Origin of the sequence: Treponema putidum (assembly GCF_000755145.1) — a bacterium.
In the GTDB taxonomy this organism is placed as follows: Bacteria; Spirochaetota; Spirochaetia; order Treponematales; family Treponemataceae; genus Treponema_B; species Treponema_B putidum.
This window is the reverse complement of record NZ_CP009228.1, coordinates 2,167,359-2,182,009: the sequence shown is the minus strand read 5'-3', so window position 1 is coordinate 2,182,009 and position 14,651 is coordinate 2,167,359. Positions and strand designations below refer to the sequence as shown.

At 38.3% G+C, this 14,651-nt stretch carries 17 protein-coding genes, 1 tRNA gene and 1 pseudogene; all 19 read right to left on the bottom strand.

The annotated features are described in order from the left end of the window. Window positions 1-9: 9 nt before the first annotated feature. Window positions 10-2,535 carry a penicillin-binding protein 1A gene (locus JO40_RS10010; protein ID WP_044979212.1) on the bottom strand — a complete coding sequence of 842 codons (2,526 nt, stop codon included), beginning with the start codon at window positions 2,533-2,535 and terminating at the stop codon, window positions 10-12. Between the two features lie 209 nt (window positions 2,536-2,744). Next, on the bottom strand, window positions 2,745-3,209 hold the full coding sequence (locus tag JO40_RS14820; protein WP_245608849.1) for a lipid II:glycine glycyltransferase FemX: 465 nt from the start codon (window positions 3,207-3,209) through the stop codon (window positions 2,745-2,747). After that, the gene (locus JO40_RS14815) at window positions 3,178-3,780 is read right to left on the bottom strand and encodes a lipid II:glycine glycyltransferase FemX (RefSeq protein ID WP_245608848.1); all 603 of its coding nucleotides are present in this window, start codon (window positions 3,778-3,780) and stop codon (window positions 3,178-3,180) included. The genes JO40_RS14820 and JO40_RS14815 overlap by 32 nt, the downstream gene beginning before the upstream one ends. Before the next feature lie 21 nt (window positions 3,781-3,801). After that, window positions 3,802-4,713 (bottom strand): LysM peptidoglycan-binding domain-containing M23 family metallopeptidase, encoded by a 912-nt coding sequence (locus JO40_RS10000; protein ID WP_044979211.1) that lies wholly within the window; start codon window positions 4,711-4,713, stop codon window positions 3,802-3,804. Continuing rightward, the gene (locus JO40_RS09995; RefSeq protein WP_245608847.1) at window positions 4,713-5,117 is read right to left on the bottom strand and encodes a hypothetical protein; all 405 of its coding nucleotides are present in this window, start codon (window positions 5,115-5,117) and stop codon (window positions 4,713-4,715) included. Before JO40_RS09995 ends, JO40_RS10000 begins: the two co-directional genes overlap by 1 nt. Before the next feature lie 53 nt (window positions 5,118-5,170). Continuing rightward, window positions 5,171-5,341, bottom strand: coding sequence for a DUF362 domain-containing protein (locus JO40_RS09990; RefSeq protein ID WP_002670897.1), 171 nt, complete (start codon window positions 5,339-5,341; stop codon window positions 5,171-5,173). Between the two features lie 335 nt (window positions 5,342-5,676). Continuing rightward, window positions 5,677-5,749 (bottom strand) — tRNA-Phe (locus JO40_RS09985). A 185-nt stretch (window positions 5,750-5,934) separates the two neighbouring features. Then, on the bottom strand, window positions 5,935-6,705 hold the full coding sequence (locus JO40_RS09980) for an exodeoxyribonuclease III (RefSeq protein ID WP_044979210.1): 771 nt from the start codon (window positions 6,703-6,705) through the stop codon (window positions 5,935-5,937). Between the two features lie 19 nt (window positions 6,706-6,724). Beyond that, window positions 6,725-7,470 (bottom strand): annotated as a pseudogene (gene map, locus JO40_RS09975) (type I methionyl aminopeptidase). Further along, window positions 7,457-8,293, bottom strand: a complete 837-nt coding sequence (locus JO40_RS09970; RefSeq protein WP_044979209.1) for a DnaJ domain-containing protein — start codon at window positions 8,291-8,293, stop codon at window positions 7,457-7,459. The pseudogene map and the gene JO40_RS09970 overlap by 14 nt, the downstream one beginning before the upstream one ends. A gap of 108 nt (window positions 8,294-8,401) precedes the next feature. Then, window positions 8,402-8,965, bottom strand: coding sequence for a chromate transporter (locus tag JO40_RS09965; RefSeq protein WP_044979208.1), 564 nt, complete (start codon window positions 8,963-8,965; stop codon window positions 8,402-8,404). Beyond that, window positions 8,962-9,546 carry a chromate transporter gene (locus JO40_RS09960; RefSeq protein WP_044979206.1) on the bottom strand — a complete coding sequence of 195 codons (585 nt, stop codon included), beginning with the start codon at window positions 9,544-9,546 and terminating at the stop codon, window positions 8,962-8,964. Before JO40_RS09960 ends, JO40_RS09965 begins: the two co-directional genes overlap by 4 nt. A 24-nt stretch (window positions 9,547-9,570) precedes the next feature. Further along, window positions 9,571-9,930, bottom strand: a complete 360-nt coding sequence (gene rsfS, locus JO40_RS09955; RefSeq protein ID WP_044979205.1) for a ribosome silencing factor — start codon at window positions 9,928-9,930, stop codon at window positions 9,571-9,573. A gap of 14 nt (window positions 9,931-9,944) precedes the next feature. Continuing rightward, window positions 9,945-11,168, bottom strand: coding sequence for an LCP family protein (locus JO40_RS09950; protein ID WP_144242275.1), 1,224 nt, complete (start codon window positions 11,166-11,168; stop codon window positions 9,945-9,947). After that, on the bottom strand, window positions 11,165-12,373 hold the full coding sequence (locus tag JO40_RS09945) for a nicotinate-nucleotide adenylyltransferase (RefSeq protein ID WP_044979204.1): 1,209 nt from the start codon (window positions 12,371-12,373) through the stop codon (window positions 11,165-11,167). The genes JO40_RS09950 and JO40_RS09945 overlap by 4 nt, the downstream gene beginning before the upstream one ends. Beyond that, window positions 12,370-13,518, bottom strand: a complete 1,149-nt coding sequence (gene obgE, locus JO40_RS09940; RefSeq protein WP_044979203.1) for a GTPase ObgE — start codon at window positions 13,516-13,518, stop codon at window positions 12,370-12,372. The genes JO40_RS09945 and obgE overlap by 4 nt, the downstream gene beginning before the upstream one ends. 69 nt (window positions 13,519-13,587) lie before the next feature. Further along, a complete protein-coding gene (gene rpmA / locus JO40_RS09935) occupies window positions 13,588-13,839 on the bottom strand; it encodes a 50S ribosomal protein L27 (RefSeq protein ID WP_002669471.1) in 252 nt (83 codons plus the stop codon). A 30-nt stretch (window positions 13,840-13,869) separates the two neighbouring features. Then, the gene (locus JO40_RS09930) at window positions 13,870-14,241 is read right to left on the bottom strand and encodes a ribosomal-processing cysteine protease Prp (protein ID WP_044979201.1); all 372 of its coding nucleotides are present in this window, start codon (window positions 14,239-14,241) and stop codon (window positions 13,870-13,872) included. A gap of 5 nt (window positions 14,242-14,246) precedes the next feature. After that, window positions 14,247-14,558, bottom strand: a complete 312-nt coding sequence (gene rplU, locus JO40_RS09925; protein ID WP_044979200.1) for a 50S ribosomal protein L21 — start codon at window positions 14,556-14,558, stop codon at window positions 14,247-14,249. Between the last annotated feature and the right edge of the window lie 93 nt (window positions 14,559-14,651).

Here is a 14,651-nt window from a genome sequence, read left to right as displayed (position 1 = left end):
AAACTAAAACTAATTTTCATTTGAAGTTTCCTCTGTGTCTGTGATTTCAGGCATAATTTCGTCATTTGCCGGAGGATCGATAAAAATAGAAGGATCAATTTCAAGAGGGGCTGAGTCTATTTTTATTTCTTCTTCGCCCTGAGCCATACCGGAATCCTTTATTCTATCTATACCTATATCTCTTAGCTTTATGCCGGACGTATGTTCCGTACAGACTTCCGTCGGCTGTGTTCCATATAAAAATGGAAGAGTAACTGTTTCATCGGTACAGTTTTCTGAAGGCAGCATTCCTGATTTTTTACATACATCCACCATTATAACCCCTTTTTCGGGTCTCACAAAATCCTTAAAAGGCTTATTTTTATGAACTTCACGCATAAAGTTTGCCGCTACATATCCAGAAAGCATTGAACCAGTGTTATCAGTTCCTAAAGAATATCCTCCCCTGTCAAAGCCGTACCATGCAATAGCAGAATAATATGGAGAATACATTGCTGCCCATGAAGCTGACCAGTTTTGCGTCGTTCCGCTCTTTGCAGCCATAGGCATTCTAAATGTTCTTCCCGTTCTTTCATCTTTATAATCGAATTTTTTACCGCCTGAAGAAGCACCGAATAGAGTTCCTAAGGTTATGGATTTTTTTAAGATTTCGGTCATTATAAAGGCATTACTTGGACTTATAACCTGCATTGCCGTTCCGCGTTTACGCTGTTCAATACGTAAGTCAAGCTCAGGGTCCATTATTGTAACACCGTTCCTATTTTCGATAGATCTTACGGCTATGGGATCTACAGCTCTGCCTTGGTTTCCGAATATTGCAAAGGCTCGTAAAAGCTGTACAGGCGTAACGGAACTTATTCCAAGGGCTAAAGGATAGACCTTTTCAAAGGTTCTGTCAATTTCGGCCGGGTCGGTAATACCCATAAGACTTGCAATACGGTCTATAGCTCTATCAAAGCCCACCATTTCCAAAGTTTTAATTGCAGGAATATTTAAAGAAAGCGGTAATGCCCTATAAACCAAGACTGTTCCGTTCCACTTTCCACCGTAGTTATTTGGAATATATTGCACTCCATCCGCGGATTCAAAGACTTGAGGTGAGTCATCCATTCTTGTAGCAGCTGTAATCACCTTTTCGTCAATTGCTGCAGAATATATCAAAGGTTTTATTGTACTTCCTACCTGAAGTTTTGATTGAGTTGCCCTTATAAGCTGATTGGACTCATTGAATTGGCTTCCTCCAATCAGGGCAGTTATATAGCCTGTTTCGTTTTCTATTGAAATAAAGGTTCCTTCTACAACTCTTTCCATTAAAACTTCCTGCATTTTGACGGTTGACTGCTTGGTAAGAGTTTTTAGGTTGTCTATGCCGCACATTAGGGCTAGTACATCGATGGTATTATTTAGATTGTTTCGGTAATAGGAATTAGTTTTTACTTTGAGTTGTTTTTCTCCCATATTAAGAGATTCTATTCCGAAGCAGAGGGTCAAAAGGGATGTCAGATTACTGTACTGTTCCGCCTGACTAAAGGAGGTTGAGGTTGAGGCAATTACTCTGTTATTAGCTATTTCAATGTATTTTTGAAATTCATTATCTGCTATTTCTTGATGCCTTAAATCACAGGTAGTATGTACGGTATATCCGTCCTTGTAAAGGTTCATAGTGCCGTATAACATATTGTCGGCCACTTCTCGTCTTACATATTCCGAAAACCATCTGGCCTTGTCTTCACGGGTAAGCCATGCCGATAGTGCAATTCTGGTATAGTCAAAGTTAGCCCAATAGTCTTCAAAGGAATCAGCCGCTTCCTCCTTTGATACAAAGCCTAAGTTTATCATGGCCTCAAGGACATTTTCCTGTCTTTCCCTTGCTCGGTTAGGATAAGTAAAGGGATTGTATCTGGTAGGGTTTGAGAGCTGAATAATTAAGATAGCCGCCTCTGCAGGTGTAAGCTCTGCTGCCGAATGTCCAAAATAAAAACGGGATGCGGCGCTTACCCCATTTGTGCCTCCGCCGAAATAAGCTTCGTTCAGATATAGCATCATTATCTCATCTTTTGAATGCCGCCTTTCCATCTGGATTGCCCACCAGAGTTCTTTTACCTTTCTTTTTATGCTTCTGTCGGTTCTATCACAATAGAGAAGGCCTGCAATTTGCTGGGTAATTGTACTTCCTCCCCCTAAAGATTTTCCCATAAGTTGTCCTATGACAGCCCTTATAATTGATTTTATTCTAAAGCCCTTGTGTTCGTAGAATAGACGGTCTTCACGGGCTAAAAGAGCTGCAATCAGATTAGGAGAAATATCTCCGTAATTGATGAGCTCTCTCTTTTCGTCCAATGAGAATTCGGTGATTAGGTCTCCTCTTATGTCCAATATTCTTGACGGTAGCGATGGGTTAAAGTCAACAAATAATTCGCTTTGCTTTATATTTTTTGTCATTGCAAGCATTTTTCCGAGAGCAAAGGCTCCGCCCGCTAAAACGAGAAAAATCAAAATAAGATATAAATATATTATCTTGCTCAGCTTATTCATACAGTTAAATAAAACATAATTTTGAGTTTTTTACAAGTGGGTAATTTTTTATAAAAAAGAGCCGGTTAAAAACCGGCCCGCCCATCAGGCTATCGGCAGCCGGTGGGTGGGAGGGGAACCGGCCGCCGATATTTATTTATCGGCTAAGTATAAAAAAACTTAAGAGCATCTTTAAAAACTTGGTTAGATTTTTAGAGGCCCTCTTAAATTTATCTTTTCTTATTTTTTAGAATAATCCATCTGATTTTATCTGCAAGGTTAAATAATTTGTACATAAGAGGCTTATACACAAAGTCGAATGTCCCTATGTATTCTACCAACTGAGGATTATAGCCTGCTTTAAATTTATGAAAGCCGTACCATGAATTCTTTGTGTCAGGATTTGGTCCTAAGCAGCCCCAAAGGTCAAAAAGAGAACAATTTGCCTCTTTTCCGTATTGAATAGCCTTCCACATTATAAGGTTATTGGGCATTAATTCTCTATGATTATTGCTTGATGCCCCGTATGGATAATAAAGTTTCCCGTTAAATTTAAAGAGTATCCATGCAGTTAAAACCTCTTCTTCATAAACGGCTTCAAATATTTTTAGATTGCTTTTTGGAAATATTTTAAATAAATTTTGAAAATATTGGGCATTGTGGTTAAAAAAAATTCTGTCTCTTTGTTGTCTCATACATAAGACTTATATAATTTTCCATTCCCTTTTCGGTACTATTTTCTATGATTTTTACTCCTTTTTTTTCAGCAAGGCGAATGTTATACCTTGTCTTTGAATGAAAAGAAGCTAAAAGCTCATCATAACCCGCACTTATATTTAAATGAAAATCATATTTTGTAAATAATGGCTTTCCGCGTGCTGCACCCTTCGATAAAAGATATTTTTCGGTATCTATAAAAGATTTATTCTCTTGCGAATTACTTGATACCGGCTCATATATATCCGGTTCAATTTTTATAAAAACAGCATTATGTTTTTTTGCAGCTATTTTTATAATTCCCATTTGTTCATCATTAGGAATTATTCCTTTTGCCGAATATCCGATGGTATACCTTGTTTTTGATAATTTTGAGAAAATTATTTGCAAGCCTCCTACAAGCTTTCCGTCTTCAAAAAAACCTATACGCTCAGGAATAGCTCCCATGCTTTTTTTAAAATCTCCCCAAGCCCATGATTGGATGGGATGAGAAACAACCTTATCGAACTCGTCTTTATATTCGGATGTTAAAAACCTAGCTTCCATCATTTATAACTCCAATAATATTCCTTATTTATTTTTATCTACAAAATCGGCAGGGTTTTTTGGTATACCTTGCTCACGTATTTCAAAATGAAGATGAGGCCCTGTCGACATTCCGGTAGAGCCCACTGCACCGATAATTGTACCCGATTTTACAGTTTCATTCAAGCTCGCATACACCTTGCTCAAATGGCCGTATAGGCTGGCCCTTCCATCGGTGTGGGTTAAAATAATATAGTTTCCATAAACATTGTTATAAGATACTTCCTTTACCCTGCCTGCTGCACAGGCCATAACGGGGCTTCCTGTAGGAGCCGCAAGGTCTATTCCCGGATGATAGCTTGCCTTGCCCGTAAATGGGTCCTGCCTTTTGCCGAAGCCCGAAGTTACAACCGCATCTTTAAGAGGAAAGCGGTAAAAGGGCATAAAGAAAAAAGCCCTCACCGTTCCGTCAAAAATTTCTCCCGGAAAACAAAATATCTCACGTTTCTCTTCGGTGCCGTATATTTTTATTTTTACCGGTTCTGTTTTATTCTTTTTAAAAAGGGCTTCGGTAAGTTTTTCGATACTTGAAAGGGATTTTTCTGGAAGATAAACGGCAGGCATTGTCGGAAGAATCAAGGTACGCCCTGCAATGTCAGTTTGAACGGACTCAATTCTATTTAAGGTAACAATTGCATCATATGGAATAGAACATCGGGCTGCAATTTTTATTATAGTGTCTTCACCGGTTGCCTTATAGGTGTAAAATCTGATAGGAAGTTCATTTCCTGTTTTTGCTGCAGCCAAAGCTTTGCGTGCATCAGCTACATCGTCGCAATATTGAACAAAAAGATAGTCATCAATAGTTAATTTTTCTATTTGAGGATAGGGAACTTGGGCTCTTAAAATTGAAGCTGATAAAAAAAAGAATAAAAATAGAAATTTAAAAGCCTTCATTACCGTTTATTTTTTGATTGGTCTATTCCAAAGGCTAAAAAACCGTAGATCACAAAAATCAAAATAAGAACAATTATAGCCGGTATCTTATTAAAGGTCAAAACCAATTTAGCACATAATATAAGGCCGCCTATTACGGTTATTTTTTTTAAAATGGAAATAATGAGTCCGCTAGGGCTTTTTTTATATGCTTTGATTGTTTTCTTTACTAAAATGTAAAGAATCCCGCATACAAAAACGCTTATTGAAATTATTGTGTACAAACTTACATTAGTAACAGCTAAAAACCATAAAGGATAGGCTACTGCGACACCTGCAAGTACACACACTCCGGCAATAGCCGAAAAGGTCAACAGACCGAAAAAAAACGACCCATAGCCCCTAATAATTTTTCCAAAACTCATAAAGCCCTCCGGACTCGTGATTGAGGTTATCACGTCTTAAAATTTAAGCCGGATTATTCCTCTGAGATTGCTTCAACAGGACAAACGCCTGCACAAGCACCGCAGCTGATACAGGTATCAGCATCAATTACGTGTTTGCCTCCGGCTTCGCTGATAGCGTTTACGGGGCATTCACTTTCGCACGCAGCACAGTTCGTGCACTCATTAGAAATTTTATAAGCCATTTGCATACTCCTTATCATAAATTTCCATGTCTTCATTATAACATTTACATATAAAAAAGGCAATATAAAAGCGGCATAAAAAAAGAGATTGGCACTTGTGCCAATCTCTAAATTAAACGCTCTTGAAGTAAGATTCAAAACGTATTATTATCGGTTAAGAAAAAACGGCATCCGGATGTCAAAATAATGCCGTCTATAACCCCGACCGTTACTTATATTATCGGGTTTATACAAAAAAAACTTAAATTTTTTGTGAAAAATGTGTTAAAAAAGATAAAATTTATGATAATTTTTAATAAAAAAAGGGATATAAGAAAATCTTATATCCCTTTAAGTGCCGTCGGACAGAATCGAACTGTCGACACAAGGATTTTCAGTCCTTTGCTCTACCGACTGAGCTACAACGGCGTAACAAAGGCGATATTATCAGTTTTTCCAAATTATGTCAATAGGAAACCTCGAAAAACTTCAGTTTTTTGGGGTGAGTTTTGCTCATCAGTTGTCCTTGATTTTGATTTTTCAATACATTGCCTTACTAATCAACAACCCCGACGCAGAGCGTACGTTGCGCAGCAACAGGGTATTAACCCGCACTAATAAATTAGCTTGACCGGACAGTGGTCGGATCCCATTACTCCGTCTAAAATAACCGATTCTTTTATTTTGGGTAAAAACGAATCATTTACACAATGATAATCCAGTCTCCAACCGATATTCTTTTCTCTGGCCCTAAAGCGGTAGCTCCACCATGTGTATTTTTCCTTTTCTTTACAAAAATGCCGAAAGGTGTCGGTATAGCCCGATGAGGTAAACTCATCCATCCACGCCCTTTCTTCAGGAAGGTAGCCGGGATTTTTTTCGTTTGCTTTCGGGTTTGCAAGGTCTATGGGTTTATGAGCAATATTATAGTCTCCGCATAGAATAACATTATTTCCTTTTTTTTGAATGGAATCACAAAATTCGAGTATGGCTGCACAAAAATCCAGCTTGTAGCCTAGACGGGCTCCTCCGTCTTGTGAGTTAGGAAAATAAGCAGAAATAATCGAAACCTTGTCAAAGTCGGCAATAAGGACTCTTCCTTCATCGTCAAATTCCTTTAAACCCATTGTCCTTATTTGAAGAGGTTCCTTTTTTGTAAAAATAGCTGTTCCCGAATAACCGGCTCTTTTTGCAGAAGACCAATAGGCAAGGTATTTCCCTTTCGGCAGTTCCGGTTCGGTAAGCTCTTTGCTAAGTTGAGCCTTTGAAGCCTTTGTTTCCTGTACGCAAAGCACATCAGGATTTTCGGTATTAAGCCAATCCAAAAAGCCTTTTTTTTCAACGGCTCTGATGCCGTTTACATTCCATGAAATAATCGAATTCATTATTCCCCCATAAAAACTTTTATAACTGCGATAAGATTTCGGTGTGGTCTTCAAAGATGGCAACCGTGTGTTCCATATGGCATGAAACCGACCTATCAGCCGTTACAACAGTCCAACCGTCTTTTTTACCTCAACATCGGCCGTTCCCATGTTAATCATAGGCTCTATTGCGACCACCATTCCGGCCCTTAGGCGGGGATTAGGCCTCATTCTTTCAGGCACATTCGGAATACTCGGATCTTCGTGTACACCGAGTCCTACACCGTGTCCGCAGTAGTCATAAACAACCCCGTAATTATGGGCACTAGCCAAATTAAATACAGCCTTTGAAATGTCTGAAACTCTTTTTCCTGCCTTACATGCTTCAATTCCTGCATAAAGACATTGCGTAGTAACCTCTAAAAGTTTTTTATTTTCCTTTGAGACATTGCCGACGGGATAGGTTATGCAGGCATCACTTATATAGCCGCCAAGGTCTATTCCTATATCCATCGAAACAAGGTCTCCGTCTTTTACTATTCTTTTGCCGGGCACGCCGTGAATAACCTCTTCATTTATCGAAATGCAGGCAGCCCCCGGAAAGCCTTCTGAATACCAAGCGGGAACACCTCCGATTTTTTTTATGTAGTTAACACAAAAATCATCCAGCTCTTTTGTACTAATCCCGGGCTTGATTACGGGCTTTAATTCTTCAAAGAGTTGAGCAAGAGCCTTGCAGGATTTTCTGATTCCGTTAATTTGTTCTTCCGTTTTAATTATAATCATAACGATTCTCCAATTGATTTTGAATAATTTTTATTCCTTTTAGTTTGGGGCTAAGCTGCATTGCCTCATTTAAATATTGAGATGCCCTGTATGTATCTCCAAACCTATAATATATTTCGGACATACGCTTAAAAATGTTAGCCCTATCTATCTTTTTAAAACCCAATTCTAAAGAGGCTTCATAGCAGTCTAGCGCAAGCTCATCTTCCACATACCTATGCAGTTTATCTTTTATTATGGATTTTATCAAGTCTGTAACTTCAGGAAAAAAATGTTTAAAATAAGGTTTTTGTTTTTCCAAATAAAAAATCTCTTCCAAAAGTAAAAAAGATTCATAGTATTCGCATCGAAAATAAAGTTCTTCTGCAAGGACAAAACCGCAGTCCATAAAATCTTCTTTATCAAAATATTTTGAAAGGTAGAAACCTCCAGCCTCGCTCCTTCTTTTATTGTATTCTTCTACGGCAGATTGTTCCAATCCGTGGAAAAGATCAAAAAAAATTAGTTTTGCACGGCTTTCATAATCCGTTTTTTTTAAAAGCCATAAACGGTAATCAAAACTTTCAGCTGTATTCTTTTTTGAAAAAAAATCAAAATAATCGAACGGGTTTTCGCCGGCCGTTTTTTCTTTTAATATGGCTTGATAGGCATTTAAAAGAAGCCTCATAGCCGATTCGGATTTTTCTTTTTGTTCTCCGGTTTTATGCTGAATTAAATCGGGATGATGAAGTTTTGCTTTTTTTCTAAAAGCCGTTTTTATTTCGGCAACCGAAGCCTCGGAAGAGATACCTAAAAGAGCATAGTTATCATTTTTTTTCATCATAGAATTTGTAATGCTAGCATTTATTTAGGCGGTATGTCTAGTAGTCGCATTGGCTCACATTAAAACAACATTACCGGCAAAGTAAAAATATTCATCTAAAAAAAAGCTTTATAAAAACAGAACGCCGAATAGGGCTCCGGCTGCAACCAAAACGATAGGATGAAGCTTTTTAAAAAACAAACTTACAAAAAATAGGATCCAAAAAAAAGCAAATTGTTTTATATGTACTATGTCGGTTATTTTACCGCTTACTCTAAATACAGGTAAATTTAAAATGGAAATATTTATTACCTGCCAACAGGCAACTGCAATCATACCGACAGATCCCGCCCTTAAGCCGTAAAAGCTTTTTTTTACCAAAGGTTTTTCTTGAAATGCCGAAGCAAAACGGGCTATCAAAACTATAACTACCAAAGAAGGAAGAACAATACCCGTAGTTAAAACTACACTTCCTAAAATACCGTAAAGCTCATAGCCTACATAGGTTGCCATATTGATCCCCATAGGCCCAGGTGTAGATTCAGAAATAGCAACCATAGCAAAAAAATCTTCGGAACTTATAAGTCCTCGAGAAATTAATTCCTGCTGCATGAGAGTAATAGAAACAAGGCCGCCGCCTATTGAACAAAGACCTATGTACATAAATAAGAAGAACAAAGCAATAAGGCTCATAAGGTTTCCTCATTCTTTTTTAAAAGCCGGCTTGATTTGATTGTTTGAAAAAGCCAGCCTGAAAAGGCTGAACCTATGACTATCCATACACCCTGCACATTAAAAACAAACATTAGAATAAATGAAAGAGCCGCTATAAAAAATGTGCAAAGGTCAAAAATCGTTTTTTTTCCGAATGAAAAAACCGCTTTTACCAATAATACGGAAACTGCAACATTTACTCCCTTTAAGGCTTTTTGTACCCAAATCAATTCATTAAAATTTGAAACAAAGGCGGCTATGAGGGTAATGATTATCAGAGACGGAAATACAATTCCTGATGTAGAAAAAATAGAGCCTATTAACCCGCCTCTTTTATACCCGACAAAGGTCGCAACATTTACAGCGATAATTCCGGGTGTACTCTGACCTATTGCAAAATAATCTAAAATTTCATCCTCGGTAAGCCAGCCCTTAGAATCAACCAAATCTCTTTTTAATATAGGCAGCATGGCAAGGCCTCCGCCGAAAGTTACAAGTCCTATCTTAAAAAAACTTACAAAAAGAGAGGAATAGTTTTTTAAACGATTTGCTTTGTTCATTTTTACATCTTCTTATCGTAAAGGTTAGTCTTCAAGAATATTTTTAGAATCAAACCAAATTTTTTCAAGGCTGTAAAAATTGCGGGCAGTTTCGCTCATTAGATGCACAACAATACCGCCCAAATCTATAAGCCTCCACTCATCTCCGTCGGGAGATTTACGCTTGGTATGATATTCTTCCAGATTGTGTTCAGGTAAGAATTCGTAAACTCTTTTTTCCAAACCGCCCGAATGAGCGGCACTTGTTACGGTACAAATTACAAAAAAATCCGTCCAAATATTTTTATCCCGTAAGTCCAGTACAACAACATCTTCGCCCTTAAAATCGCGCAATAATTTTCCAAGCTCCAAGGCCGGAGCATAAAAGTCAAAATTTTCTATCATTAGTTTTATCCTTATCAATCACCATTATCTTTTTTATCGTTCTTTTTTTCAACGACAAAAAAACCGTTAAAATCCGAACCCAAAATCAGGGTAAAGTCAACATTGGTTTCACTTCCGTATTCTCCTTCGGCAGGAAGCTGCGTAGTTTGAATATTTTTACATCTTATAACCTTTGCAACAATGTTTGCTACGGAAGGGTTTCCGATTCTATCTATCAAAACCGTTTCCTCTACAGGATTTTCGGAATTTCCTATACTTACAACATCATAGGCAAAGCTTTGATAAAGCTCTGAGGTAGTCTTTGCAAGGCCTTGTACATTTGTTCCGTTTAAAATTTCCAAAGCATAAACACGCTCAAGGGCTGAAGAATCATCGGAAGCCAATACTGCAATTGTTTGGCGGATAATTTCTTTTATCTGCTGCCCTTCTCTAAACGGAGTTAAAAGACGCTTGTCTTCGATAATTCGAAGAGCTCCTGTAAGCCTCTGCGGAACCAAACGCTCAGAGTCCATCTTGCTTATGGATTCAAGCAAATTCTTTAAATCGGAACCGGAAACATTCGAGTTGAAATTATCGCTTAAAATCGAAAATCTCTCCTTAGAAAAAATCTCAGGTGAATTATCGTTTATAGCCCTAAAAAGAGCCAAAACAGCCTTTTGTTTTCTTGCAGCAGCCTCGCCTTCAGCATCCAATTCATCCTCATAAACAAGAAAGTCCCGTATTTTGTCTCCGTCAAGAGAAACGGAACCTGAAGGTAAGAGGATGCGCATATTATCGTTATCTATGTCTACCGGCGAAGGAATAAATACCGATAGCCCGCCCAGCATATCGGTCAACATAGCAAAGTTGTCAAGATTACATGTCAAATAAAACGGAACTGAAATACCGGCAAGTTTTTCTATTTCAGCCTTAAAGCTCGATATACCTTTTTCGGTGTATACGGCTCCTATTGCATCCGTGCGGTTTAAGGATTGAATAATCAAGCCTATATTCGCCGGCACATCAAACATAGCAGCTCTTTTTGTTTCAGGATAATAGGCTAATATACTTATAGAAATAGGAACACCCTTATCTTCAACCACTAAAAGAACTTTTAAAATCTTATCGGAGGAAAGATAATCCTTAACGATATCTCTTTGCATTTTTAAAAGAACTACAACAAAGGAAGTAATTAAAACAATAAGAATTACTACAAGGAATATAATATTTTTCCCCGTATCCATAAGTTTTATTTTCACCTTTTAAGCTCCTTTTGTATTTGCTCATACATTTTTTTTGTTTCCGGATGAGTGCTCGCTCCTTTTTTTTCGATATAGGCAAGGTTCCAATCCAAGACTGCAAGCATCAACTCATTAAGAGAAGAAGATTTTACCATATCTCGAAAGTTTTGGGTATTAGGACGGCCGGGTTCTATTTTATCGGCGATATAAATAATCTTTCCCAAGGCATCTATTCCCTCATATCCGAAAGTATGAAAGGCAGCGGCTTTTAAAACGGACTCATCATTGATGCCGAATTTGTTTTGCAAAACTACGGCAGCCGCTCTTCCGTGTAAAAGATTTAAGCGGCTATTTTCAATATTGTCAATTCCAAGCCCGTCGGCTTCTACAAGTTTTACCAGCTCTTCATCGGAACATTTTTTACAAATATCATGAGCAAGGCCTGTAAAATAAGCAAGAGACGGGGATACACCTTCTTTTGCATACTCTTGTGCAAGATAACGCGCATATTCTGCAACACGCACTGAATGGGCATAGCGTGATTCGGTTAAAACACTTTTTGCAAAACTGTCTATTTCTTTTGTTTTTAATTCTATATCTGATGTATTTATATTCAAGACCGAAGTATTATTTTTATAAAGGCCGTGTTCCACAATGTAATCATAGACTCCCTTGGGAACGAGGGAAGAAAAATCTTCATCTTTTAAAACCGCATCTCTTATTTGGGTTGACGAAATATTTAAGATTTCGTTTTTTAGCTCCTTGACAGAAGCCTCTGCAAAGCCGGTATTTAAGATATTTGAATGGCCTTTAAGGCCTGTTCTTCTCCCTATAATTATGTCGGTCTTCTTTATAATTTCTTCAGCATCTTTCCAGCGGGAAAAATTATCTTTTAAATCATCCCCGATAATTAGGCCTATTTTTCCTTCGATATCGGGAAATTTTTTATAAAGATAATTTATCGTATCTATTGTGTAAGAAACGCCCTGCCTTTCAATCTCATATAACTCACAGTACAGATAAGGTTTATCGGCAATAGCAAGGTCTATCATTTTAAGCCTATCTTCAACTTCCGTATCTTTAGAAAAAATTTTAAAAGGAGAAATATAGGCCGGAACAATAGCAATCTTATCATAGGCTAATTCCTTGTAAGAGTGAAAAGCTAAATTTAAGTGTCCAAGATGTATGGGATTAAAAGAACCGCCTAAGATTGCCAGCCTCATTTTTTAGGTTTCCTTTTACGGCTCAAGCTGACTGTTGCCCCGAAGTGATCGTCATCATTTTTTTCTTCATAAAAAACATCATCGAGTTCTGCCGTCATAAAATTTTTGTTTTGTTGATATGGGTCAAGGCTTTCTTTTTGCTGTTTTGTTTTTTGCATTTCATCGGCCAAGTTAATAAAGGCTTTTTTTACTTCTCCCAAACCCCATTCATTATAAAGAGAAATACCTAAAATTTCCTGATCGGGAATTGCATTTTTAAGCTCTGCTAATCTTTCTTTTGCATCGGGCAAGTCCAATTTTGTGGCAATTATAATTCTTTTCTTTTGGGCCAATTCTTTTGAATAGCTTTCCAGTTCTTTACAAAGAACATCGTATGCCCTTAAATAGTTATCGTCTGAAAGGTCTATTAAAAAGGCGAGACCTGCAGAACGGGCTATATGCTTTAAAAATCTTATGCCGAGTCCTATACCCTCTGAAGCCCCCTCAAGGATTCCCGGTATGTCGGCAATGATAACATCCCTTTCTTCGTCTACACGCAAAACTCCAAGGTTCGGAATTTTGGTGGTAAAGGGATAGGGAGCAATTTTAGGCCTTGCATTTGTAAAATAGTCGAGAAGAGAAGATTTTCCCGCATTAGGAAAGCCTACCAAGCCTATATCGGCTATTATGTTAAGCTCGACGATTATTTCTCTTGTTTCCCCTTCTTGTCCGGGAAGAGCAGTTTTAGGAGCTTGATTGGTGGAGGTCTTAAAATGACAGTTTCCCCAACCGCCGTTTCCGCCTTTGAGAAAAACAAAGCGGCCTTCTTCAGCATCTCCAAAATCCAAAATAGTTTTTCCCGTTTCCGGGTCTTTTATTACGCAGCCGGGAGGAAGAGGTATTATGCAGTCATCGCCTTTTTTACCGAAACGTTGAGAGCCTTCCCCTCCCCCGCCGTTTTTTGCCTTGTAAACCCTTTTATGTCTCAAATGAACCAGTGTTCTCATGTTGCGGCGTATTTCAAAGATAAGGTCTCCGCCTCGGCCGCCGTCCCCTCCCGAGGGGCCACCCATAGGAACATACTTTTCCCGTCTAAATGCTATACAGCCGTTGCCGCCCTTTCCTGAGGAAACTCTTATTTTAGATTCATCTGCAAATTTTACCATAATTGCTCTTTTTTCCTACAAAAAAAGCCGGCAAAAACCGGCTTTTTTATACATTAACTCGAAGCCAAATTATTTTGCTTCGATAGATGCGAGTTTTCTACCCTTTCTTTCATGGTAGGTAACTACACCGTCAGCTTTTGCAAATAATGTATAGTCTTTTCCGCAGCCTACATTGTTACCCGGATGGATTGAAGTACCTCTCTGGCGAACCAAAATTGAACCGGCCGATACTTCCGTTCCGCCGTAAACTTTAACACCCAAATATTTAGGATTGGAATCTCTTCCGTTTTTTGCACCGCTGCCGCCCTTTTTACGTGCCATAATAATCCTCCAAAAAAATTATCAAAATCTTTAAGCTATCTGTAAATCCAAACAATCGGGATATTCGGCCTCAATGGCCATTAAACCTATTGTTAAAAATTCCAGTAAATACTGCAATCTGGGCATATCTTTTTCCGAAAAAGCTGTTACTTTTGCCGAAAGATAGCCCGGATTATCAGCCAGTATTTCGGCCTTTAAACTTGAGCTCTCTTTTTGAGCCGAGCTTAAGCTTAAAACGGCCGTTTTAAGCAAAATGGTAACGGCGGCACAAACTATATTGCCGCCTTTTTCCGGCTTGCCGTCATTATCACCGCACAAAGCGTAACTGCCGCCGGCATGGCCTGACGATTCAAAGGCCGAAAAACAGTTTTCAGCATTTGAAAGAAGCCGAATTTTTACCACTTTTTTTATCCGACAATATCGTCAACAGTAATGCAGGTATGTCCCTGCCTATGTCCTTGGGTTCTGTGGTAGTTTTTCTTAGCCTTATGCTTGTAAACAATAATCTTTCTTTCTCTAAAAGAATCTCCTACTGTTGCAGAAACCTTAGCTCCGCTTACGTAGGGAGTTCCCACAGTAACTTTATCTCCATCGCTGATTAAAAGAACGGTGTCGATGTCGATTTTGCTTCCGCTTTCGGCAGAAAGTTTATCAACTACGAGTTTTACACCCTTCTCAGCTTTATACTGTTTGCCTTTATACTCAATAAGTGCGTACATCTTTATACCTCATAAAAAAACTTTTGCCGGCATATTAACGGGTTTATACCGGACAAATTTAAACACTAGGGACTAAATATAGCAAAAAACCGC

Bases quoted from the DNA above. Each gene is read 5' to 3' on its own strand.
- rsfS (WP_044979205.1), bottom strand. From the start codon at position 9,930: ATGATAGAAAATTTTGACTTTTATGCTCCGGCCTTGGAGCTTGGAAAA.
- JO40_RS14815 (WP_245608848.1), bottom strand. From the start codon at position 3,780: ATGATGGAAGCTAGGTTTTTAACATCCGAATATAAAGACGAGTTCGAT.
- obgE (WP_044979203.1), bottom strand. From the start codon at position 13,518: ATGGTAAAATTTGCAGATGAATCTAAAATAAGAGTTTCCTCAGGAAAG.
- JO40_RS09970 (WP_044979209.1), bottom strand. From the start codon at position 8,293: ATGATGAAAAAAAATGATAACTATGCTCTTTTAGGTATCTCTTCCGAG.
- rplU (WP_044979200.1), bottom strand. From the start codon at position 14,558: ATGTACGCACTTATTGAGTATAAAGGCAAACAGTATAAAGCTGAGAAG.
- JO40_RS09945 (WP_044979204.1), bottom strand. From the start codon at position 12,373: ATGAGGCTGGCAATCTTAGGCGGTTCTTTTAATCCCATACATCTTGGA.
- JO40_RS10010 (WP_044979212.1), bottom strand. From the start codon at position 2,535: ATGAATAAGCTGAGCAAGATAATATATTTATATCTTATTTTGATTTTT.
- rpmA (WP_002669471.1), bottom strand. From the start codon at position 13,839: ATGGCACGTAAAAAGGGCGGCAGCGGTGCAAAAAACGGAAGAGATTCC.
- JO40_RS09980 (WP_044979210.1), bottom strand. From the start codon at position 6,705: ATGAATTCGATTATTTCATGGAATGTAAACGGCATCAGAGCCGTTGAA.
- JO40_RS09990 (WP_002670897.1), bottom strand. From the start codon at position 5,341: ATGGCTTATAAAATTTCTAATGAGTGCACGAACTGTGCTGCGTGCGAA.
- JO40_RS09965 (WP_044979208.1), bottom strand. From the start codon at position 8,965: ATGAGCCTTATTGCTTTGTTCTTCTTATTTATGTACATAGGTCTTTGT.
- JO40_RS09995 (WP_245608847.1), bottom strand. From the start codon at position 5,117: ATGAGTTTTGGAAAAATTATTAGGGGCTATGGGTCGTTTTTTTTCGGT.
- JO40_RS09960 (WP_044979206.1), bottom strand. From the start codon at position 9,546: ATGAACAAAGCAAATCGTTTAAAAAACTATTCCTCTCTTTTTGTAAGT.
- JO40_RS10000 (WP_044979211.1), bottom strand. From the start codon at position 4,713: ATGAAGGCTTTTAAATTTCTATTTTTATTCTTTTTTTTATCAGCTTCA.
- JO40_RS14820 (WP_245608849.1), bottom strand. From the start codon at position 3,209: ATGAGACAACAAAGAGACAGAATTTTTTTTAACCACAATGCCCAATAT.